21 protein-coding genes are annotated in these 23,585 nt (G+C 33.6%); 8 read left to right on the top strand and 13 right to left on the bottom strand.

What is annotated here, in order from left to right; genetic code table 11:
* Positions 1–103 precede the first annotated feature (103 nt).
* The gene (locus ACLHDE_RS03620) at positions 104–1,339 is read left to right on the top strand and encodes an IS110 family transposase (RefSeq protein ID WP_415395806.1); all 1,236 of its coding nucleotides are present in this window, start codon (positions 104–106) and stop codon (positions 1,337–1,339) included.
* Between the two features lie 387 nt (positions 1,340–1,726).
* Positions 1,727–3,577, top strand: coding sequence for a GGDEF domain-containing protein (locus tag ACLHDE_RS03615; RefSeq protein WP_415397849.1), 1,851 nt, complete (start codon positions 1,727–1,729; stop codon positions 3,575–3,577).
* Positions 3,578–3,655: 78 nt separating this feature from the next.
* On the opposite strand, the gene ACLHDE_RS03610 is transcribed toward ACLHDE_RS03615, so the two are convergent.
* Positions 3,656–4,762 carry a P-loop NTPase gene (locus ACLHDE_RS03610; protein ID WP_415397848.1) on the bottom strand — a complete coding sequence of 369 codons (1,107 nt, stop codon included), beginning with the start codon at positions 4,760–4,762 and terminating at the stop codon, positions 3,656–3,658.
* Positions 4,763–4,844: 82 nt separating this feature from the next.
* The gene (gene thiC, locus ACLHDE_RS03605; RefSeq protein WP_415397847.1) at positions 4,845–6,242 is read right to left on the bottom strand and encodes a phosphomethylpyrimidine synthase ThiC; all 1,398 of its coding nucleotides are present in this window, start codon (positions 6,240–6,242) and stop codon (positions 4,845–4,847) included.
* 261 nt (positions 6,243–6,503) lie between these two features.
* Here thiC and ACLHDE_RS03600 point away from each other — a divergent pair, with 261 nt between their 5' ends.
* The 4 genes from ACLHDE_RS03600 (at position 6,504) to ACLHDE_RS03585 (ending at position 10,341) form a co-directional block, all read left to right on the top strand.
* On the top strand, positions 6,504–7,625 hold the full coding sequence (locus ACLHDE_RS03600) for a bifunctional 2-C-methyl-D-erythritol 4-phosphate cytidylyltransferase/2-C-methyl-D-erythritol 2,4-cyclodiphosphate synthase (RefSeq protein ID WP_415397846.1): 1,122 nt from the start codon (positions 6,504–6,506) through the stop codon (positions 7,623–7,625).
* Positions 7,622–8,509 carry a response regulator gene (locus ACLHDE_RS03595; protein ID WP_415397845.1) on the top strand — a complete coding sequence of 296 codons (888 nt, stop codon included), beginning with the start codon at positions 7,622–7,624 and terminating at the stop codon, positions 8,507–8,509. The genes ACLHDE_RS03600 and ACLHDE_RS03595 overlap by 4 nt, the downstream gene beginning before the upstream one ends.
* Entirely contained in the window at positions 8,487–9,680 is a 1,194-nt protein-coding gene (locus tag ACLHDE_RS03590) for a sulfate adenylyltransferase (RefSeq protein WP_415397844.1), read from the top strand. Before ACLHDE_RS03595 ends, ACLHDE_RS03590 begins: the two co-directional genes overlap by 23 nt.
* A 154-nt stretch (positions 9,681–9,834) precedes the next feature.
* Positions 9,835–10,341 carry a phosphatidylglycerophosphatase A gene (locus tag ACLHDE_RS03585; RefSeq protein ID WP_415397843.1) on the top strand — a complete coding sequence of 169 codons (507 nt, stop codon included), beginning with the start codon at positions 9,835–9,837 and terminating at the stop codon, positions 10,339–10,341.
* 158 nt (positions 10,342–10,499) lie between these two features.
* Here ACLHDE_RS03585 and ACLHDE_RS03580 read toward each other — a convergent pair whose 3' ends face one another.
* The 11 genes from ACLHDE_RS03580 to ACLHDE_RS03530 form a co-directional block, all read right to left on the bottom strand.
* Entirely contained in the window at positions 10,500–11,006 is a 507-nt protein-coding gene (locus ACLHDE_RS03580; protein ID WP_415397842.1) for a hypothetical protein, read from the bottom strand.
* 5 nt (positions 11,007–11,011) lie between these two features.
* Positions 11,012–11,773 carry a hypothetical protein gene (locus tag ACLHDE_RS03575; protein ID WP_415397841.1) on the bottom strand — a complete coding sequence of 254 codons (762 nt, stop codon included), beginning with the start codon at positions 11,771–11,773 and terminating at the stop codon, positions 11,012–11,014.
* A 39-nt stretch (positions 11,774–11,812) separates the two neighbouring features.
* A complete protein-coding gene (locus ACLHDE_RS03570; RefSeq protein ID WP_415397840.1) occupies positions 11,813–12,925 on the bottom strand; it encodes a 4Fe-4S binding protein in 1,113 nt (370 codons plus the stop codon).
* 4 nt (positions 12,926–12,929) lie between these two features.
* Positions 12,930–13,544, bottom strand: a complete 615-nt coding sequence (locus ACLHDE_RS03565) for a TorD/DmsD family molecular chaperone (protein WP_415397839.1) — start codon at positions 13,542–13,544, stop codon at positions 12,930–12,932.
* Between the two features lie 62 nt (positions 13,545–13,606).
* Positions 13,607–15,406, bottom strand: coding sequence for a mechanosensitive ion channel family protein (locus ACLHDE_RS03560; protein ID WP_415397838.1), 1,800 nt, complete (start codon positions 15,404–15,406; stop codon positions 13,607–13,609).
* Between the two features lie 47 nt (positions 15,407–15,453).
* The gene (gene gdhA / locus ACLHDE_RS03555; protein WP_415397837.1) at positions 15,454–16,809 is read right to left on the bottom strand and encodes an NADP-specific glutamate dehydrogenase; all 1,356 of its coding nucleotides are present in this window, start codon (positions 16,807–16,809) and stop codon (positions 15,454–15,456) included.
* A gap of 54 nt (positions 16,810–16,863) precedes the next feature.
* Complete coding sequence (locus ACLHDE_RS03550) at positions 16,864–17,607, bottom strand: fumarate reductase iron-sulfur subunit (RefSeq protein WP_415397836.1); 744 nt, start codon at positions 17,605–17,607, stop codon at positions 16,864–16,866.
* The gene (locus ACLHDE_RS03545) at positions 17,604–19,592 is read right to left on the bottom strand and encodes a fumarate reductase flavoprotein subunit (protein WP_415397835.1); all 1,989 of its coding nucleotides are present in this window, start codon (positions 19,590–19,592) and stop codon (positions 17,604–17,606) included. Before ACLHDE_RS03545 ends, ACLHDE_RS03550 begins: the two co-directional genes overlap by 4 nt.
* Positions 19,592–20,323: a fumarate reductase cytochrome b subunit gene (locus tag ACLHDE_RS03540; RefSeq protein ID WP_415397834.1), complete on the bottom strand. Its 732-nt coding sequence runs from the start codon at positions 20,321–20,323 to the stop codon at positions 19,592–19,594. The genes ACLHDE_RS03545 and ACLHDE_RS03540 overlap by 1 nt, the downstream gene beginning before the upstream one ends.
* 133 nt (positions 20,324–20,456) lie before the next feature.
* Positions 20,457–20,636, bottom strand: a complete 180-nt coding sequence (locus tag ACLHDE_RS03535) for an NAD-binding protein (protein ID WP_415398506.1) — start codon at positions 20,634–20,636, stop codon at positions 20,457–20,459.
* A 38-nt stretch (positions 20,637–20,674) separates the two neighbouring features.
* Entirely contained in the window at positions 20,675–21,067 is a 393-nt protein-coding gene (locus tag ACLHDE_RS03530) for an FAD-dependent oxidoreductase (RefSeq protein WP_415397833.1), read from the bottom strand.
* A gap of 172 nt (positions 21,068–21,239) precedes the next feature.
* On the opposite strand from ACLHDE_RS03530, the gene ACLHDE_RS03525 reads away from it, so the two are divergent.
* Together ACLHDE_RS03525 and ACLHDE_RS03520 are read left to right on the top strand one after the other, a co-directional pair.
* Positions 21,240–21,566, top strand: coding sequence for a hypothetical protein (locus ACLHDE_RS03525; RefSeq protein ID WP_415398505.1), 327 nt, complete (start codon positions 21,240–21,242; stop codon positions 21,564–21,566).
* A gap of 210 nt (positions 21,567–21,776) precedes the next feature.
* Entirely contained in the window at positions 21,777–23,582 is a 1,806-nt protein-coding gene (locus tag ACLHDE_RS03520; protein WP_415398504.1) for a methyl-accepting chemotaxis protein, read from the top strand.
* Positions 23,583–23,585: the final 3 nt, after the last annotated feature.

Here is a 23,585-nt window from a genome sequence, read left to right as displayed (position 1 = left end):
TTTAGCACCTACAACACATAGATTAACGAGGCTGTGAATTCTAACAATTTAACTTTTGTTTTTTTGTTAGGCAACTTAAGATTACACGACAAGGATTATAGAGATGTATTACGTAGGAATAGATATTGCAAAGAGTTTTCATGTTGTTTCAGTTATCGATGATAGTGAAACTAAGGTTATTAACAAGCCTTTTAAAATCAACAATGATTTAAAAGGGTTTGAAAAATTACTTACTATTTTAGATAGTGTCACTTTAGATAAAGATGACTTTATTATCGGTATAGAAGCAACTGGTATTTATGGTGAAAACCTTTTAGAGTTTTTAAAGTCTAAGGGCTATAGTGTTAAACTACTCAATCCATTTCAAACCTCAAGGTATAGAGAACAAATAACTATGAAAAAAGTAAAAAATGACAACATAGACTCTTTAGTTATAGCACTCTTTTTAAAAGATGGCAAATACTCATCAGGTTATGTAACTGATGATGAGTATCAGAGCCTTAGAACACTCTATAGAAATCGTGCTTCTATTCAGTCTGATATGAAAGAGGTTAAGAAGAGAATCATTACTCAAATAACAGTTACATTTCCAGAGTTTGAGAGCTTCACAAATCCATTTACCATAAGTGGTCTAGCTCTGCTTGAAAAGTATCCAACAGCATATCACTATAAGCATAGTAGCGTTGATAGAATCATGAAGATATTTGCTCATATTCAAGGCAATAACTTCAATAAAGACAAAGCCCTAAGATTACTAGAACTCTCAAGAGAGTCTATCTATTCAGGTAAGGCTAAAGATGCAAGAGCAATAGCTATTAGAAGTACTATTAGGCTTTTAAAGATGTATCTTAGTGAGATAGATATTATTGAAGCTGAGATACTCTCTTTGCTTGATAAAAAAGGCATTAATAGTTCAACACTTGATGAGCTACCAGAGAGTAACACTCTTATTGATAACCTTAAAACCATACCTGGAGTAAGTGATAAAACTGTAGCTGCTGTTATTAGTGAATGTGGAGACCTGACGAGGTTTCCATCTATACCTAAGTTTATAGGATATCTTGGACTCTTTCCAACAGAAAATAGCTCTGGTAATTCTAAAAGTGTAGGTCACTTAAGTAAAAGAGGCTCTTCTTTGGTCAAGCATGCACTATATCTTAGTGCTGTAAGTTGTCTGATACATAACAAACAGATGAAGCAACTCTACGATACTAAAAGAAGTCAAGGCAAATCTAAAAAAGAGGGACTTGTTGCAGTTTCAAGAAAACTTGCAACTATCATATACTCTATTTTTAAATACAACACACCCTATAATCCAAATCGTGTATTTACAAATTAGTCATAAACAGTGATAAGTTAAAGATCACAAGTTAGTACTTAAATCATTCATAATAGCAATAATATTTAAAGCTATTACCGTACTAGTTGTTAACCAAAATAGAGACAAATATATAATTTACTCTATAGTTTGATTATCAAAACACTCTTTGCTCAAATTTTAGAAATGAAATACAACAAAGAGTATTTAAAAAATCAAACTTGCAAGATTTTTAGCTCTTGCATAGTTCTTTGAAGTAATATTGTTAATAAACTAATGTCTATTTTTTACTTTCCTTGCTTTTTAAGTTATTCTTTATAAAAAGGCTTTTAATTATAAATTTATTTTTTATTTGATACTATCTATAAATCTAACTTGAATCTAAAAATTTGCCAAAAGTGAAGCTATATGAGAACAAAATTAAAACTCCTTTTTATTGTAGCTATTATGCTACTTGGTTTAACCGCTGCAACAATCATAAATATATCACTAAATTTTAGAGACTACAGTATTGAAAGTGCTATTGAGAAGTCAAAAATGACAGCTACTATTGTTAAAGACGGACTAACTGCACATATGGTCAATGGAATCATGGATAAAAGAGAATATTTTTTAAATCAGATATCAGCGAATAATAAATCCGTGAAATCTCTATGGCTAGTTAGAAGTGAACATGTAATTAAGCAATATGGGGAAGGGCTAAATGAAGAAACAGTAAGAGACGCTATAGATAAAAAAGTTCTAAGCACTGGGGAAACAGTTAGAAAAATAATTGAAAGCCCTAATGATATCACTCTTCGAGTCACTATACCTTACAAAGCAACTGTCGATGGTGGAAGCACTAACTGTTTATCATGTCATGAAGCAAAAAGAGGAGATACCCTCGGTGCAATAAGTATGGAGTTTGATATCAGTGATATGAGAACAAGCGGAATGATTACAATTTTAAAAATACTTGGAATAAATATGCTATTTTTAATAATTGTTCTTTTCTTATTAAACCATTATGTCACTCCATATATGAAACTATTCTCTAATTTGCAAAGTGGTATTAAAAAAGCATATAGCGGAGACTTTACCCATAATTTTAAAACTACTGTAGGTGGTGATGCTAAAAATATTGTGGACCAAATGAATACCCTATTTTCAAAGATGCAAGAAACATTTGGAGATATCAAATATAATCTTGCAACATTTATACCTCAAGGGTGTGTCTCTTCAGCTGATCCGCTACATGAAGCTAAAACAATTATCAATGAACTCTCTGATGTTTATAAATTCAAAAAGACTATTGAACTTGATGCTTCAAAAGCTGAAGTTTATAAAAGAATAATTGATATACTAAAATTAAAATACAATTTGAATAATTTTGCATTTTATGAAACGAATAATATAACAAATGAGAGAACACTATTTTTCAACACTGATGAAAGTGCTCTTATATGTAAGGATAAAATCGATAAAGACGCTAGTGATTGTAGAGCATATAGAACAAAAAGTGTTACTATATCTACCGAGTTTCCTAATTTATGCCAATCATGCTTATCGGATAAACAAAACTATGTATGTATTCCATTTACCATAAATAAAGACATCTCATTAACTATCTCTATAACAGGGGAAACTGAAGATGAAATTGAAGAAATCACATCACATATAACAAGTATAAAGCACTATTTTGAGGCTGCAAAACCTGTAATAGAGAGTCAAATACTTATGGGTAAATTAAGAGACACATCACTTAGAGATGGTATGACTGGCCTGCATAATAGAAGATTTTTAGAAGAAACTATAGATCAAATTATGAGTAAATCAGAAAGAAATAGTGACACTTATAGTGTTATGATGCTTGATGTTGATTTCTTTAAAATGGTAAATGATACATATGGGCACGATATTGGTGATAAAGTAATTGTAGAATTAGCATGTGTAATAAAAGAGAGTATTCGTGAAGCTGATTTAGCAATTAGATATGGTGGAGAAGAGTTTGTCTTATTGTTGCATAATGCAAATAACGAAGGAGCTTTAGAAGTTGCCAAAAAAATCCATGCTGCTTTTGCGAACTTGAAATTTCAAGTAGGCTCCGGAGAAGTTTTACAAAAAACTATAAGTATTGGTATTGCTAAGTTCCCTACAGACGGTGATACAATCTGGAAGTGTATTAAATATGCTGATACAGCTCTTTATGTAGCTAAAAATACAGGTAGAAACAAAATAGTCGAGTTTACAGCTGATATGTTTGAGAGTGAAGATTTTTAAAGCGTACTAATGTACGTGACAAAAACAACAACGCGGTAAATGCGCTGCTATTTTAATTTTGCGAAGTATCAACTTATTCTATACAGAACAAGCTGATACTCCTGGAGGTGTTGTTGGTTGAACTGACTCGTTAGAAGCCCCACCAGCTGCATTAACTGCTTCAATAGTAGCCCAGATAGACTCAGCCGCAGCCATATATCTTTTTGCACTTTCAGAAGTTGGGTTAACAAAAGTAATTGGCTTACCTTCATCTCCACCAGTTCTGATACTCGGCTCAATTGGAATCTCAGCAATAATCTTAGTATCAAACTCTTTAGCCATTGGACCAGAAGTTCCTTTACCAAAAATATCATACTCAACACCAGTATCGGGTGCAATAAATCCACTCATATTTTCAACAATACCTGCAATTGGAATATTTAGTTTTCTAAACATATCCAATGAACGACGAGAGTCATCAATAGAAACCGCTTGAGGAGTAGTTACAGTAAGACCTACTGTTACCGGAACACTCTGAGCTAAAGTAAGCTGAGCGTCACCAGTTCCTGGAGGCATATCAATAACTAAAACATCTAGCTCACTCCAAAGAATATCTCTTAAGAACTGCTCAATAGCTTTCATAATCATAGCACCACGCCACATAAGTGACTGCCCCTCTTCCATAAGTGAGCCCATAGACATCATCTCAATACCATAAGCTTTAATTGGAAGAACTTTATTTCCGTTTACTTCCGGCTTAACATCTGATACACCCATCATACGAGGGATATTAGGACCATAGATATCAGCATCTAATAGACCCACTTTTTTACCTTGTGCTGCAAGAGCTATAGCAATATTTACAGATGTAGTTGATTTGCCAACTCCACCTTTACCAGAACTAACCATTAAAAAGTTTTTAACTTGCGGAGCAATATTTTTGCTTTTTGGTTTAGGAGCTTCAGGCATTTTTGGAGCGTTAATGTTACACTTAACATTTGAAGCACCAACAGCTTTAAGCTCTGTAGTTGCATCATCAATAATTTGTTGTGCTACTTCTGGAGCACTTGAAGTAATCTCTACGTTAAAACTTACATCATTTCCACTTATTTCTATACTATTAACAAAACCAAAAGTTACAATATCCTTAGTAAAACCAGGATACATAACTTTTGATAGTGCTGAATTTACAATTTCATTAGTCATTAATTTATTCCTTTTTATTTATTATTTTGACACTTTACCATAAACAAGACAATTTTTGTCCTGTTTATATCAATTTTATTTTTTAAGCTGTAGCTTTCGCTGCTTCAGCGGCTTCTCTCTCTTTGTTTTCTCTTGAAATTTGCTCAATAGCTTCAGGGTTATCCATAATATTCTGAGTTATTTTGTAAGAACAAAACTTAGGTCCACACATAGAACAAAATTCTGCTTCTTTAAATACATCCTGAGGAAGAGTCTCATCATGATACTCACGAGCTCTCTCACCATCAAGTGCTAACTCAAACTGTTTTTCCCAGTCAAAACTGTACCTAGCATCACTCATAGCATCATCTATATCTCTTGCACCTTTACGACCACGAGCTATATCAGCAGCGTGAGCAGCAATTTTGTATGCGATGATACCTTCACGTACATCATCAGCGTTTGGAAGACCTAAGTGCTCCTTAGGTGTTACATAACATAACATACTAGCACCGTGCCATCCACCAACAGCTGCACCTATAGCTGAAGAGATATGATCATACCCTGCAGCGATATCAGTAACTAGTGGTCCTAAAATGTAAAAAGGTGCCTCATGACAAAGCTCACGCTGAAGTTTCATATTACGCTCAACTTGATTTAGAGGAACATGACCTGGACCTTCTATCATTACTTGAACATTTTTCTCCCAAGCTCTTAGAGTTAACTCACCTAGAACTTTAAGTTCGCCTAACTGTGCATCATCAGAAGCATCTGCTAAACAACCAGGACGAAGTGAATCACCAAGGCTAAGTGAAACATCATATTTTGCACAAATATCTAAAATCTCATCATAAGCTGTATAAAATGGATTTTCTCTATGGTAGTGCATCATCCATGCAGCCATTAATGAACCACCACGACTTACAATACCCATCTTTCTTTTTGCAATTTTTGGCATAGTCTCGAGTAAGAAACCTGCATGAATAGTAAAATAAGAAACACCCTGTTGCGCTTGACGCTCTAAAACTTCAAGCATAACATCTATACTTAAATCTTCAATCTTATTACCGACATCATGAAGGATTTGATAAATTGGCACTGTTCCAATAGGAATCTTTGAAGCTCCAATTACAGCTCTACGAATCTCATCTAAATCTCCACCAGTTGAGAGGTCCATTGCAGTGTCAGCATTGTAGTGCTGAGAAACTTGCATCTTCTCTACCTCACCTTGAACATCAGATGCTATTGCAGATGAACCGATGTTAGCATTTATTTTACACTTAGATGCAATTCCTATAGCCATCGGCTCTAATGATGTATGATTTATATTTGCAGGTATGATTAATCTGCCTCTTGCAATTTCACTTCTTACAAGCTCAGGAGACAGGTCTTCTACTTTTGCAACGTACTCCATCTCTTCAGTTATTATACCTTGTTTTGCATAATACATTTGAGTTCTAACAGTATCATTTTCACGTTTGTTTACCCATGAAGTTCTCATAGTTTTCTCCTCTAATAGTGGAAACTGTTAATTAAGGAACAAGTTTTTACTTGTGAAAATTTAGCCCGATTAACAATAAGTTTCCTCTGCTTACTTATTTATAGTATGTGGAAATATAATCAAATAAAGTTAAAGTAGCATTAAGTAGTTCAATAAAAAAGAATTTCAAAGATACTATAGCACTATAATTTACTAAAACAAGAGAAAAAAAAGCTTTTAGAGTGTATAATTTCGTAACACTTTTTCAAAACAGGAATATATTTGTCTGACATTACACTTATTTTACTTGCTGCTGGTAGTTCAAGTCGCTTTGAATGCAATGTCAAGAAGCAGTGGTTAAGGATTGGTCATGAGCCTTTATGGCAATATGTTGCACGTAAGTGTGTAGAAACTAAACTCTTTCATAATGTTATTATCACTTCTTCAGGTGATGATATTGAGTTTATGAAGAGTTATGATTCTTTTACATTTGTAGAAGGTTCTATCACTAGACAAAGTTCTTTGAAAAATGCTTTAAAAGAGGTTGATAGTGAGTATGTTCTTGTTAGTGATATAGCAAGATCTTGTATAAGCGAAGAGTTTTTGAAAAAAATTATCTCTAAAAAAGGTAAAGCTGACTGTATAGTTCCATATTTAAAAGTTAATGATACTATTGTATATGAGAATAAAACTATAGATAGAGATAAAGTAAAAAGGATTCAGACTCCTCAACTTTCTCGCACATCTGTATTAAAAGATTCTCTAAATACTGATATAGAGTTTACAGACGAAAGTAGTGCCATTGTTGCATATGGTGGTTCAAGAGAGTTTATTCTTGGTGAGAGTGAGGCTAATAAAATTACTTTTATAAGAGATTTAAACACTCTTTCATGTTTATCTCAGCCATCAAATGACATACTTAGTGGTACAGGCTTCGATGTTCATGCTTTTGATGATAACGAAGATATGTATTTAGGTGGCGTTAAGATAGATTCTAACTTTGGGTTTAAAGCTCATAGTGATGGGGATGTTGCTCTTCATGCTCTTATTGATGCTCTTTTAGGAGCGTGCGGTATGGGTGACATAGGTGATATATTTCCAGATAGTAGTGATGAGTTTAAAAATATAGACTCAAAGATTCTACTTCAAAGAGTTGTTAAAAAGATATACAATTTTGGTTTTGTTATTGTGAATGTTGATTTAACGATAGCAGCCGAGCAACCAAGAATTGGCAAGTACAAATTGCAAATGAGAAAGACTATCGCAGAGATTTTAAACTGCGAAAGCTCTCGAGTAAACATAAAGGCTACAACAACTGAAAAACTTGGCTTTATAGGTCGGGGTGAAGGTGTTGGAGTTATTGCGAATGCAAATTTAAAATATTTTGATTGGACAAAAATTTGAAAATACTAATTATAGAAAACGAAGTTTATTTAGCACAAAGTATTGCTACAAAGTTAGGCGAGTTAGGTCATATATGTGAGATGTGTACATCAACAAAAGATGCTATAAAAAGTAACAATTACGATGTTGTTTTACTTTCTACAAATATCAATGGTCAAGATTTCAACCCAGTTATTGAAACATTTAAAAGTGCGATTATTATCTTAATGGTTTCATATATTTCAAATGATACTGTTTCAAAACCACTTAGTGCAGGTGCAAAAGACTACATACTAAAGCCATTTATGATAGAAGAGCTTATAAGAAAGATAGATCATTATCAAGACTATGAGAAACTAAAAAAGAGAGATGCGGCTTATAAAAAATACCTCACTCACTCTTTTTCGACTGTAACGCATGAATACGACCATGATACAATAGAACTACCAATTTTTATTTCATCTTCATTTCAAAAGTACTCAGATGCTTTTGCCTTTGAGCATGCATATAAAAAAGATTTACCAATACACTTTATAACTCTTAGTGATCCAAAAGCCATGAGTGAAATAGAGTCATTAAATCAGGACTCAATTTTATATATTATAGATTATCAAACTCTGAAAAAAGCTGATAGAAAAACTTTTTGCTCTCTTATAAGTAACAAAAAAGCAATTGTATCCAGTACAGACAAGATTGAAGATGTACAATACAGAGTTTTAGAAATAAAAAGTGAAAACAACATTTTTGACCAAGGTGACATACTGCCGATAGAGGATTATGTTAAGTATATAGTCCTTAATTATCAATACAAGTTTCCAGATATTGAACTATCTAAGAAACTAGGAATAAGCCGTAAAAGTCTATGGGAAAAACGAAAGAAATATGACATCATCAAGAAAAAATAAAACTCTTTTAATCGATACAGAAGCTGCTTCTGCCTTAGAGTTACTAAAAGATGGTCTTCTAGCACCGGCCACTTCTTTGATGAACTCTAAAGAGAGTCAAAGCGTTTTAAAAACAGGTTTAATTGATGGAAAAACTTTTCCATTTCCTTTCATTCTAGCACCTTCAGGCAAAACTAACATAGAAGTTTTAAAGAGTCTAGAAATTGGTGAAGAACTAACTATACTATTTGACAACAAACCTTTTGCAACATTAATAGTAGAAGAAGTTTTTCATATAGAACCAAGTGAAAGAATCAAGCATATTTATGGAACGGACGATATAAGCCATCCTGGCGTTTTGGCTACTATGAACAGACTTGGTCCATTAGCAGTTTGTGGAGAGTATAAACTTGTAAACAAATCTACTAATCAGAACAAACAACTTATTGAAGAAGCTAAAAAACGCATAGATGCCAAGCATTCAACATCTCTTGTTATGGCTGCTAATCCTCTACACCGTGCTCACGAAAGACTAATCCGGCTAGCCCTTGAGAACACGGATTTGCTTGTAATATTTTTACTAAAATACAGTACTGAATCAAATCTAGACTATGAAACAAGAAAAGAATCTTTAGACTTTTTTATAAATAATTTTTTAACAAAGAATCATGTAGTTGTTGTTCCACTTGAGAGCAGTTATATTTTTGCAGGTTATAATGAAATAATTATTGATGCGATTGTTGCTAAAAATTATGGAACCGACAGATTAACAATTGGACGAAACCATGCCGGTCTTGGTATGTTTTATGATTGTAATTCAAACAAATCTATTATAGATAAAGTTGTAGGGATAGATATAGAGATAAAGGTATCAAGTGAATATGTTTACTGTGATAAATGTACAACACTTGTAAGTAAAAATACTTGTCCTCACGGTCAGCACCACCAGATTTCTTATCACGGTGATTCTATTTTAGAACTTTTAGAATTAGGTTTACTACCTCCTACTATTCTTATTAGAAAAGAAATTTCAGCCCAAATACTATCTAAGCTTTTTCCAAACAGGTTTAAAAATTTGGAAAAACTATACTATGACATCTTGCCGGTTGAAGGTTTATTATTAGAAGAACATACTGAAAAAGATTTCTATCTAGAGTTAATGAAACTCTACCAAACAACATCTTTAACATAATACTAAATTGAAAAATATTTCAAGAGGCACTAGTGCCGAGAGCCTTGCGCTGAGCAAAACTTAGCGTTAGCGTAGGTAGCGGGATTACTCCCGATACCGATATAAAATAAATGGAGGGTTCCCTTCATTTTGTGAAACAAAATTAAGGAATTAAATGAACTGGTTTTTTATAACATTAGGTTACAGTGGGTTAGCTCCAAAAGCTCCTGGAACTGTAGGAACATTGGTTTCCCTACCTCTTGGAATGCTTATACTAATATACTTTGATGCTGGGACTCTATTTTTAGCATCTCTTCTTATTAGCATTATTGCTATTAAATCTATAAATAAATATGAAGAAAATAGTGGCATACATGATGACAAACGCATAGTTATAGATGAACTAGCAGGAATGTGGTTTGCACTAAGTGTAGCTCCAGCTATTAGTGTCAGTATGGGTGAAGTAACAAGCCTAGAAAATGGTTTCTTAATTCAGTCTATTTTATCATTTGCGCTTTTTAGATATTTTGATATTGCCAAACCTTCTATCATCGGTAGAATTGACAGAGAAGCTAAAGGTGGTATAGGTGTTATGGGTGATGATATCATTGCAGGTTTTGCAGCTGGTATTGTTAGCTCACTAATCTGGCAAGGTTGGTTGCAACTTCAGGGGATGATGTAATTTATTTTCTCATTCCATCTTTCCAGAGAGATGTGACGAGATGTGTATTCATGCTAAAAATAAAAATAGTAATGTAATTGCAAGGCGCTTAGTGAGGAAGCATACTCGTAGTATGTGACGAGCGTAGCAACGTGGCAAGTGCGTTGCTATTTTTATCTTTATACAAACATTGGGTCAGATGTTGGTTCAATCTCTTCAAAATCTTCAATAATAGTACTAAACATTTTCATAGTCTTCTCAGCTTTAGCAATATGAGCGTCAAAAACACTCTTTGAAGCTGGAAAAGCAGTGCTAAGTTCTTTATATATTAAGATACGTCCATGAATATGCTTATCTATTTCAGCAAATGCATCTTTTAAATAATCTTTTTTTGTCGTGTGTCTAAATAGTGCTTTTACCATCTTTACACGCTCTTTAATCGGGATAGACTCATCAATGGCTTCAGCAATTCTTTTGATGTCTAAACGAGAAAGATACACGCCACTGTGTGCAGGTGCTAAAAGTCTAGAAGTCAAAGCATCTACAAACTGTGGTACTGGTTCTTCATCTTCTTTATCACCAACATCTCTACTTTGTTCCTTACCGTCTTCTGGGTTTAGGGAACACTTATCACTAACAAATTTATCAAATTCTGCTCTTAAGTCACTTAAATCATGTTCATTCATTTCTCTTATCCTTTAGTTATTAATTTATACGCTTGCGCTGTTAGTTTATCTATCATATCATCATAACTGATATACTTAGAGTTTAGCTCACCAGCTCTTTTTTTTAAAGCTGAAAACTCTTTTGTGTTTTTCATATCTAAACTAAGAAGAGGAAATTTTTCTATCATCTCTAAAGAGTTAAAATCTGAGAAATCAAGCAGAGCATCAAAGTCAGAAAAATCTAAACTCATACTAGAAGCTATACGGTTTAAGTCTGCATCTTTAAGTTCAACTTCCTCTGTTAACTTCATAAGCTCTTCAAGGTTTTCATTGAAATAACTTACATTAAATCCACAAGATAGAAAAGAAAAAGCTTTGGCATGTGGATTTACACCGATTACAGCTATCTTTGAGGCACGTATATCTTTTAAATATTCCGTAAGTACTCTCGACGTAAAGACAGCACCTCTAAGCTTCTCTCCCTCTTTAAAAACGATATCACACATTCCAGTTTTTTTAACCATATCACTTGATTCATCGAGTATCTCAATAATATCATTAACATATTCATTAGATATTACGGCACCATTAACATGTGATTTTTTCATATTTGCAACTGTAAAGTAAAGGTCATCTTCTCTGATATTCATTGGAATCATCATCACATCATCACCATTTGCTTTAAACATCTTATTTATCACTGCACTAAATCTACTCACACCTGCATTTTCACCAATATAACCAAAAAGCCTTGTCTGGCGAGAGATTTCATTTGAATTATTCATCATAATTACATCTTCCTACTATTATATTCACTTACTAAAGCTTTACATATCATCAGTAATACCCCAAAGTTCACGGGCTTCTTCATCTTCTGCTTTGCATCTATAACACATTTTATCATCTGCATTTGTACTAAATATAACATTACACTCATCACATCTTCTCACATTAAAAGAGATTAGATTTTGCACTCTTGGCTCAAAAAACTCTTTTACATTGTATGAAGGACTAAGCGTTATGGCATCTGGTTCGCAAACATCATGACAGATGCTACATTTTATGCAAAGAAATGGATCAAAGTCTATCTTAGAGTTTTTAATATCTGAGGTTAAAGCACCTGTAGGACAGACTCTATAACACATCTGACAAGCAGTACAACTCTCTTCATTCATAAGTTTTTGCGAAGTAAAAGTCACTTCCTCAGCATCTATAATATGAAACAAAGAAGGCTTAGTTACTCTTTTAATAGCTGTAAAGAAAAGCTTTCGTTTCTCTGGCAGTCTTTTTTTCTTTAGTAAAGCAATATCTTCTTTTTGAAGTGTGTGTTCAACTAACTCATCTGTAGCTTTTTTAACTTCTGCCTCAAAAGCATGTTTACCTTTTGCAACATTACCAAGAGTTATAGAGTTAAAGAAATCTCTTCTATCACTTTCATTACTCTCTTGGGGTTCTTCACTAAGAAAGCAAACATCTTCAAGTCTTATCTCAGCTTCATTCTCCATGGCACTTAAGAGGTAAGTCGCTTCTTCATAGTTCTTTAAAATTTGAGGCTTACATTTATGAGCGATGGAACAGCCATCACAATGTCCCATATCTAAAACCATCTCTTTTTTCAAAATGGCTAAAGATATAATATGCTCAACACTTAGAGCTGCTATACAAGGAACATTCTTTTTACATGAGATAAGATTTTCTTTATCTTCTACAAACTCAAAGAAAAACTCTGTAGGTTTGAATGAATCAAGAGAGAGTGCTTCACTAGGACATATTGCATCACATGCACCACAACCAACACAAGATGAAAAGTTAATTGCCGGTAGAGGATTATTTCCTACTACAATAGCATCTGTAGGACAGATAACTTCACACTTGTTACATTCACTCTCTCTTGCAAGAGAGCGAACACATCTGCTGGCATTTAGTGATATTAAAGACATTGAATTATTCTGATTCTTTTACAAGGTACTCATTGTCACTTAGCAAAAACTCTAGTGCCATCTCTGCTGCATCGTAGTATAGCGGCGTTCTTGCTTCAAACTTCATATTTATAAGATACAGAGGTGCCCATTGAAGTAGATGTTTGCTTAAAAACTCTAATTGCACTGCTCGTATATCTTTTACAGAATTCATATCACCATCTTCGAGAGCTTTTAACTCTGCAAGACATAAGTGATGCATAAATTCAAGTTCCACACCGATATGGTCTGATGAAACAGTTCTAGATGCCTCATAATCAACCATAAAGTTATATGCGCTGTACATATCTGTTACTGGGTTAGCTCCACCTGTCTCAACCATTTGATCTTCTCTAACATAAAAAGACTCATAAGGGATAAGGTGAAGTATAGATAAATTTACAAAATCCGGGTTAAAATACTCTTCTAAAAGTTTAGTATCGTTGATCTCATTTAATTGCTTCCACTCTTTTAGAGTTGGAAAAAAATCTAAAATATTTTCATCTTCTTTAATCATGTTAAGTGTCTTGGCATCTAACTCTTGAAGTAAGATTCTAGACATTAGTGCGTAAATATTCACTCTTGCTTGTGTTTGTTGCATAGGCTATATACCTTTTCTTATTTTTAAAGTGACGATTTTATCACAAAAGACTGAAAATATGATTAGCTTGTCTGGCTAGGCTCATTTTCCTTGTAAATACTCACAGAAGGGAATGCGAATTCCAGTGAATTTTTTTCTAAAATCTCCATGATTTTATACATCACATCTTCTTTCGTCTCTAACCATTCTCTCCAATTTACACTTTTAGAAAAACAGTAAATAAGTATGTTGATACTTGAATCAGAAAACTCATCAAGATAAACAAGTAGGTTTCTTTTAATTCCCATTTCATCATCTTTTGAAACAAGTTTAGCACTCCTGCGCTTTGAATAATCATACTTAGTGTTAAGAGTAGCTATTTTTGGATGCTTATCTAGCATATTGCGTATCTCTTCTATAGCATTTCTAAGATCTTCACTCTTTGAGTCATACTTCACGCCTATATTCATCTTTATTCTTCTACCTAGTGAGCGCTTATTCCAGTTTTTAACATTTTGGTTAGCTAAGATAGAGTTGGGAATAGCAATAATAGCATTATCGAATGTTCTAAGCGTTGTAACTCTAAGCCCTATCTCTACAACTGTACCTTCCTGTCCACTTGCAACTATCCAGTCGCCTTGTGAGAAGACATCACTTAGTAATATAGAAAGTGTTCCAAAAAAGTTAGCTAAAGAGTCCTTAGCAGCAAGTGCAACAGCAAAGCCACCGATGCCAAGACCAGATAATACAGTAGTTAAATTTGCTCCTGCAAAATGTAAAACTACTAACAATCCAATAATCATAATAATAAAGTTAACTATCTTTATACCAACATTTATTACTTCACTTTTAACCTTTTTATCTGCCGTATTTATTTCATGTATTTTTATACTAGATATTACATTTATAACTTTATAAACAATAAATGTAAGTAAAACTACATAAGTGATGTTAAAAAATTTACTAAATGTATTTAGCACTACAAAATCATTATAAATAAAAATGATAATCTCTATATTTATAAAAACAACAATAAGCTCTAGTGGTTTTCTAACACTATTTAAGATATCTTTTGAATATTTTTTCAAAGACTCTATATTGTAGATATATGCTTCTATCTCTTTGTAAAGATATTTACGGATTAGATAAATGATTCCAGAAATAAGTAACATAAAAATCAGTTTTACTACGTTTAATCCGTATGGTTCTATTATGGAGTTTATACTTTTGGCTACTGCTGTATTATTTATAAAAAGAACAGGATCGATAAGATTGTATTTTGAATATTTATTTAACCTGTACATCTTTTTCTCAAATATTGACAAATATTTCAGAGTATCTGCATTAATCTCAATCAGAGCATAAAAATCTTTTATATTATTTTTAGCCTCATCAAGAATTCTTGATGTATCATTTATTTGCATTATCTCTTCATAATCTACACTGGACATCTCTGCATTAAATGCCTGATTTTTCACAAACATTTCATTCATATATGATTGAAACTCTTCAAAACTACTTTTATCCAATGCCCGAATGATATTTCTTATCATTGAGTTTTGTGCATTTAAGAGTTTATATGATTTTACTAAAACCTCATCCCTTATAGTTGCATAATTATTGCCCAGACGCTTATTTAATTTAATAATTTTCTCTAGTGCATAAATCTCAGAATCATATACATTAGCTTTATTTATGAAGACACTCTTGTTTTTAAGGATATTTTCCAAAGCTTCAGAATATAGTCTCTCTTGCTCATCAGCAATTTTCATAATCTTTTCATGAGTGACATTATTATCATTCATCTGTTCAATCAGCGAAAGTTGTTGCTTTATCAATGGTGTATAGTTTGGTTGTGCCTCTGCAAACAGCGGTAAAACCAAAATTAAAACTACAAGTAACTTTTTGATGATAGACTCCTTAGTATCTCTTAGATGCCCTCAGCGATCATAGCATCTGCAACTCTTTTAAATCCTGCAATATTTGCACCATCTACATAATTACCTTCAACTCCATAATCTTTAGCAGTTAAAGCAACTCTTTTACAAATCTGTTGCATTACATTTTTTAACTTTTCATCTACTTCTTCAAAGCTCCACTTACTCATAGAAGCATTCTGAGCCATCTCAAACTCACTAACAGCAACACCACCTGCATTTGCAGCCTTTGCAGGTCCAAAACAAATTTTATGAGACAGAAAATCATTTACAGCTTTTGGAGTTGAAGGCATATTAGCCCCTTCACTTACACTAACACAGCCATTTACAATCAAGTTTTGAGCGTCAGTTCCATTTAGCTCATTTTGAGTTGCACAAGGAAAGGCTGCATAACATGGGATATCCCAAACTGCATGAGCATCTTCTGGATATTCGGAGACAGGAATATACTTAGCTTCAGGATGTGTTATAACATATGCTTCTAATGATTCTCTTTTTTCTAACTTCAACTCTTTAAGAAGTGCTAAATCAACACCTCTAGGATCATGTATAGTACCTTTTGAATCTGTACAAGAAACTGGAATCGCTCCAATATGATAAAGCTTTTCTATAGCATGCAGTGCAACATTTCCTGCTCCACTTACAGTACAAATCTTATCTTTTAAAGGTTCTTTTCCTTCCATCTCTAACATAGTTTCTGTGAAATATACAGTACCGTATCCAGTAGCTTCAGGTCTCATAAGTGATCCGCCAAACATGAAAGGTTTGCCTGTTAAAACACCCTCGTATGATGAAGTAATTTTTTTGTACTCACCAAAAAGGTACCCTATCTCTCTAGCACCGACACCTATATCTCCTGCTGGTATATCTATGCGAGGTCCTATATACTTGTGAAGTTCAGTCATAAAGGCTGAGCAAAACTTCATAACTTCAAAGTCACTTTTTCCCTTAGGGTCAAAATCACTTCCACCTTTACCTCCACCGATAGGCAAACCAGTAAGTGCATTTTTAAGAATCTGCTCAAAGCCTAAAAATTTCAGTATCCCCTCGTTTACAGATGGGTGAAAACGAAGCCCACCTTTGTACGGCCCAAGTGCATTGTTAAACTGAACTCTATAGCCTGTATTTACTTGAATATTTTGATTATCATCCATCCAAGTTACTTTAAATTTAATAATTCTATCTGGGACGATAAGCCTCTCTAAAATTGCATGTTTTTTATATCTATCGTCTGATTCTAAAAGTGGTGCTATTGAATAAATCACTTCTTCCATCGCCTGATAAAAAACTTTATCCTGCTCACAATTTCCAGTCTCGAATTTTTTAATTTTACTCTCTGCTATAGTCATCTAAATCCCTATTATTTAATCTGTTTATATTTTTTTATTCTATAACTTATATTCTTAATTTTTCATTGATGTCTTAATCATCATTCTTCTTAAATATGCTATTTTGCTTTGAAGTGGTAAATCTTTTGGACAAACATCTTCACAACCAAGAAGTGTCATACATCCAAAGATGCCATCTTCATCACCTATAAGCTCATAATATTCTTCATCACTACGCTTATCTCTTGGATCTAAATGGTAGCGTGCTATCTTGTTCAGTCCAACTGCACCCGCAAATGATGGTCGCATCTGAATAGTACCACATCCCGCTACACAACAACCACACTCGACACAACGGTCAATCTCATAAATCTCATCAGCTAATTCAGGTTCCATACGTTCTTCTAGTTTATCTACATTTAACGTATTTTCTTTATCATGTATCCAAGTCTCTAGATGCTCATTTAGATAACGCATCCATTTTCCTGTGTATATAGACAAGTCTCCTATCAACTCAAATAATGGAAGAGGTGCTAGAGTGATATGTTTATCAAGTTTAGAAGTAAGAGTTCTACATGCTAGAGTAGGCCTTCCGTTTACAAGCATTGAACAACTTCCACAGATACCTGCACGACAAACAAAGTCAAACTTCAAAGAATTATCATGATGCTCTCTTATTTCATTTAAAACTATATATAGAGTCATTCCATCAGATTCTTCAATCTTAAATGTTTCCATATGTGGAACATCTTCTGAATCATGGGGATCAAACCTTAAAATACTTATTTCTAAAAGCCTTGGTTTTTTCTCATCTCTCATACATTTTCTCCCAGTCTTTCGTTAATACCCTGATATTTTTTAGGTAGTTTATCCATAAAAGGCATAAGTGCATCTTGAATCTCAAACCTATCAAAGCCCTCTTCTTCGAGCTTTTTTCTTGTTGCATCTATGCTATCTTGTTTCACTTTAGTCATAGGATGATGATGAGTTAAGTCTTTTCCATAACCACGAAAACCTGGAGGCATTTCCATCTTAGATATATTTATCTCTTCATAACTTACACTAGGCATAGTCTGATGGGCATCTGGCCATGAAGTTATAGTTCTTTTTAACCAGTTTTCATCATCTCTTTGAGGGAAGTCTTCTCTTGAGTGAGCACCACGACTCTCTTGTCTTAGGTAAGCTCCAAGTGCACAAGTAAGTGCTACTTTTATCATTCTTTGAGTTCTGTAAGCATTTACAAGTGCAGGATTTGCTGCACGAGATTTTGAACGAAAAACTTCTATATTTTTACTTCTTCTTAGTAGTTCTTGGAGTTCATCAACAGCATCTTTAAGATCATCACCGTTTCTAAAGATACCAACCTTATCCATCATAATCTCTTCCATACGACGGCGAAGCACGTAAGCATCTTCTCCATTTTCTTTTGTAAGGAGTGCTTCTAATTTATCATTCTCTTGTTTTAAAAAACACTCTACCTTAGCACTATGAATCTGCATATCACTATCTTTAGAATCTAAAAAGTCACTAATATATTCGGCCACTAGCATCCCAGCAACTACCGTCTCACTCACAGAGTTTCCACCGAGTCTGTTGAACCCGTGCATATCCCAGCAAGCAGCTTCGCCACAAGAGTAAAGACCTTTCATTGTCTGAGATTCACCTGTATACTTAGTACGAATTCCTCCCATTGAGTAGTGTTGGGTAGGACGAACAGGTATCCAATCAACGGCAGGATCAATTCCTAAAAAGTTCTCACATATCTCTTTTACCTCTCTTAGGTTTTTTTCAATATGCTCACGACCTAAAATCGTAATATCTAACCAAAGGTGATTTCCATATTTAGACTTAACACCCTTGCCTTTTCTCATGTGTTCAGTCATTCTACGACTCACAACATCTCTAGATGCAAGCTCTTTTTTATCTGGCTCATAGTCTGGCATAAATCTATAACCATCTTTATCTAAAAGAAGTCCTCCATCACCACGACAACCCTCAGTTGTAAGTATCCCAACTGGAACTATTGCAGTAGGATGAAACTGTATAGCTTCCATATTTCCTAAAGTTGCAACACCGCTCTCTAAAGCAATAGCCTGACCCATTCCTTGGCAGATGATTGCATTTGTAGAGACACTGTAGATACGACCATATCCTCCTGTTGCTATTGTTGTGGCTTTTGATACATATGCTACTAATTCACCACTCATAAGGTTTCTTGCAACTGCACCGTAGCATCTTCCATCTTCATGGATTAAGGAAATGGCTTCAAGTCTCTCATGGATTTCAACTTTTTCTTCATGAGCCTTGTTGTCCATCGCATAAAGCATAGAGTGCCCTGTTCCATCAGAGGTATAACAAGTTCTCCATTTTTTTGTACCACCAAAATCTCTTGCTGTGATAAGACCATGAGCTTCATCCTTCTCAGTAATAGTAACTTTTTGAGCATTGATAATTGCTTCTCTGTCCCCGCGTTTTACTCTACTCCATGGAACACCCCAGTGAGCCAGTTCTCTGATGGCTTTTGGGGCACAGTGAGTAAACATACGGGCAACTTCCTGGTCAGCCCCCCAGTCACTACCTTTTATAGTATCAGAGAAATGTACATCTTCGTTGTCACCTTCACCCATAGTCGAATTTGCAAGGCTTGCCTGCATTCCGCCTTGAGCAGCTGATGAATGAGAACGTTTGGGAGGGACAAGGCTTAAAACAACTGCATCATGTCCTCTTTCTTTAACTCCTGTTGCAACTCTCAAACCTGCAAGACCACCACCAATGATTAAAACATCCGTATAAACTACTTTCATTAATGAGCCCTCAAGTCTATAATTTTAGATTTAAATTTCTTAACTTCACTGAAATCATGAGTTAAGCCTATGTAAGTATATTTAGCCAGAGAAAATGTACCTACTATAATATAAAGCGCTATCATTGTCCTCATTAAAAATTTAAATCTAGCTCTTGATACTTTAGTATTTTTACCTTCCATAAATCCCCATTTCAATGCCAAACGATATAGACCTATAAAAGCGTGAGAAACGACAGAAAGAAGTAGTAAAAAGTAGAGAGGTCCCATATGCTCATGGACAACTCTAAATGAAGAAGCTAATGGACCGATATTTGATGGTTCTGCCATCATAATATATAGATGTACCGAACCTATAAAAAACATAATAAACCCAGTTGTAAGTTGAATAATCCATAAAGAAGTATCTTCATGTTTCATTCTTATTACATGCTCTTTCATAACCTTGTGCTGTCTATAATTATCAGGAAACTTTCGAAGAGCTATTGCTGCATGAACAATAAATATAACAGATATTGCTCCAGCTATAAATGTAATAATCCCAGGATAAGTCTCACCAAAAAAATAGTAACCCTCAAACATTATTGTTACTTTATACATCATCTCATTACTAATTAAAATAGAAGATTCAAAAAGTATATGTCCCATAATAAACACAGCTAAAATAAGTCCTGTGCTACTCTGAATAAAATCTAATCTTGCCGGCATTTTATCTATTTTTTTATTCTTCATTAACTCTCCAAAAATGTGATTAAATTTATTGTGTAATTCTACTATAATTATCTATGATTTGGCTTCCAACTTTTAAAGCTTATGTATTGAGGAAATGCTTCAGGTTTAAATACTGACTTTCCAAGCAAAGTTCTTATACATTATGAGTATCATACTTTTTAATAGATTTAAGAGATGCTGTGTGGTAGATAGAAACACCTATCCTCTCTAACATCTGTGCAGCATAATCACTTACATCATCATCTTCAAAAGGTATTACTCTCTCTTGAGAATCGAGCAAATGTACCTTAGTTTGAGCGAACTCTGCAAATATAGTCGCAAACTCGCATCCAACTATACCGGCACCAACAATTAAAATCTCTTTTGGCTTGAAAAGCTTCCCCAGCCTTCAAGAAGTGTCAGACTCTTTGAGCTTCCCTCTGTTTTAGAAAATGTCTCAATTTGTGATCGAATCTGATACTCTTTTTCTCTAACAGCAGCGAAAATATTATCAAGGACTTTTTCATAATTAACACTTATGTTTGAAGCGCGATAACCACGATCTATTTTATTTGCAATCGAAAAATCTTTTGATAGTTCCCACATTGTTTTAGAACTTAATGCACCATCTGCAACGCCAACTCCACCTATGTTATTACCTTCTATAATACAAACATGATTGTCAAAATCATATGATCTCATAGCAGCTGCAAAGCCCGCTGGTCCACAACCTATAACGCAAACATTACAATTTAATTTTTTCATTAGGTATTTTACAACAATTGATGTAAAACAACTATTTCTTTTTGATTATTATGTTAAAATTCAGTAATTTAAAGGAGATATTATCACTTATACAATTATTCATACTATTCATATTTTTTCTGTCTTTATTTATGGTGGTTTTTTATTCGTAGATGTCTTATTTTTGTCTAAAATGCCTCAGACTCTAAATACTCAGGAGCATCAAAAGGCCAGAGAAGCTATTATGATACATGTAAGAAAAATTGTTCCAAAAGCCCTTATTGTAGCAGTTATTACAGGTATGTATCTTTTTTCTCAAGTCTTTGGAAAGATTACAGAGAATGGACTAACACACTTTCAAATGCTCTTAAGTATAAAAGCTTTTTTTGGACTATGGCTTGGTCTTAGAGGTATCAATCAAGTCTTTTTCGGAATTCAGCCTTGGGTTTTTAAAAGTCACTACTTTCCTTTTTCTTTAGTTGTAATTATTATTTTATTATCACAATTGATGTATTTATAAAGTGGTAAAATAATCACATTCAATTGATATATCTATGAGTTCTACCCTTTTTTATAAAAAAAACTTATTTTGTGTGATAAAATACTCACACTTTATTAAGTAAAGGCTAATTTTATGTTTACAAATACCAGTATCCAAAAAAAGATGAATTTTTTAATTTTAATGGTTACAATATCAGTCCTCTCAGCGACAATCTTTGTTTTTGGGGCTATGAGTCTTATAGAATCTAATTACGAGCATCTTCATAAAAATTCTATGTCAGGTGCAATTGAAACATTAAAGATAGAAAAGAATTTAAATTATGTAAGCAGAACAACAAGAGATATCATGCTTGGTGGTGACTACGATAAAGACATGTCCAAGTTAAATGAGTCTATTAAAAAAATTGAAACTCTTTTTTTATCCTTAGAAAAGACGATGGCAAACGATACTTCACTTGCAATGGTAGAAGAAGCAAAAACTTCTACAATGCTATTTTTGAACAACTCTTATAAAATGATGGAATCTTTAAGTAGCGATGAAATAAAAAATAATAAAAATAAAATCTTTAAAAAATATAAAAATGATCTTACACCATTTGCAAACAGTTCTAGAACTGCTTTTAAAAAACTTGTAAAATATAAAAGTGAAGAGTTAACAAACGACTCGGTCTCTTTAGCTAAAGATTTAAACTTTTATAAGACACTGGTGCTTGTTGCTGGATTATTTGTTGCAATAGTAGTGTTTTTCTTAGCAAATATTATTAGAAAATCTATTACTTGTGGTATTGGATCATTTATAACACTTATTGGTCATGCTGCCAGAGGTGATTTCGCAAATAAAGAAGAGTGTCAACATGATTCAAAAACAGAACTGGGAATACTTGGATGTGAGCTTTCAACACTTTTAGGACACATTGAAAGTCTTATCAATGAAATAAACATGACTATTACAGATGCTTCAAAAGGCATATTTACTCATCAAATTTCATCTTCAGGCATGGAAGGTGAGTTTGTTGAAGCAATCAAAAGTGTTGATAAAAGCATTACATTTATGAAAGAGCAGCATCAAAAAGCTGCCAGAGATACTTTTAACTCTCAACTTAGTACAAAAAGTATCAATGTTTCAGAATCTCTTTCACTTATCATTGATAACCTAAGAGAAAATATTGGGAACTTAAAAGAAGTAACTAAAGCAACAAAGTCTGCTTCTGACTTAGCATCTGATTCACGTGAAAATGTTAATGATATTGTAAATGAATTGGGTCAGTTAAGTGAACAGGTCAGTACAAATAACCATGCTATTAGTGAACTTGCCAGCCAGACTAATAATATCACTTCTGTAATAGAACTTATTACAGATATAGCAGATCAGACAAATTTACTTGCACTAAATGCAGCTATTGAAGCAGCACGTGCAGGTGAGCATGGACGCGGTTTTGCTGTCGTTGCTGATGAAGTAAGAAAACTTGCTGAGAGAACACATAAAGCTACTGGGGAAATCTCTGTATCTATCAAGTCTCTACAACAAGACATGGATGAAATTCAAGAGAGTTCAACCAGTATGAAAACTACTGTTGAGGGTTCAACTAACAAGATTAATGAGTTTGAAGGAACTCTAGTTGAACTCAGTGACAACTCGAGTGAGATTGTAAATTACTCTTATGAGATGGAAAACTCTATATTTGTTGTTCTAGCAAAACTAGATCATATTCTATACAAATCTCGCGCGTATAATTCAGTAATGGCTTTAGAAAAACTTCTAGCCAACCAAACACCACATGAGTGTAGTTTAGGTATCTGGTATGATAAAGAAGGTAAAAACAGATTTTCTGCTACTTCATCTTTTTCTAAAATTACAACTCCTCATGCTATTATTCATGATAGTGCTAATATTAACTTAACATACATTGACGATACTGCTTCTACGCTTGATAATGCTGATGAAATTGTACGTAACTTCGATAAGATGGAAGAGGCTTCTAGTGAGCTATTTATACTATTAGATACTATGCTAATAGAATCTAAACAAAAATAAGAG

It is taken from the genome of Sulfurimonas iocasae (genome assembly GCF_047716755.1).
GTDB lineage: Bacteria > Campylobacterota > Campylobacteria > Campylobacterales > Sulfurimonadaceae > Sulfurimonas.
This window is presented reverse-complemented; position numbering and strand designations above follow the sequence as displayed.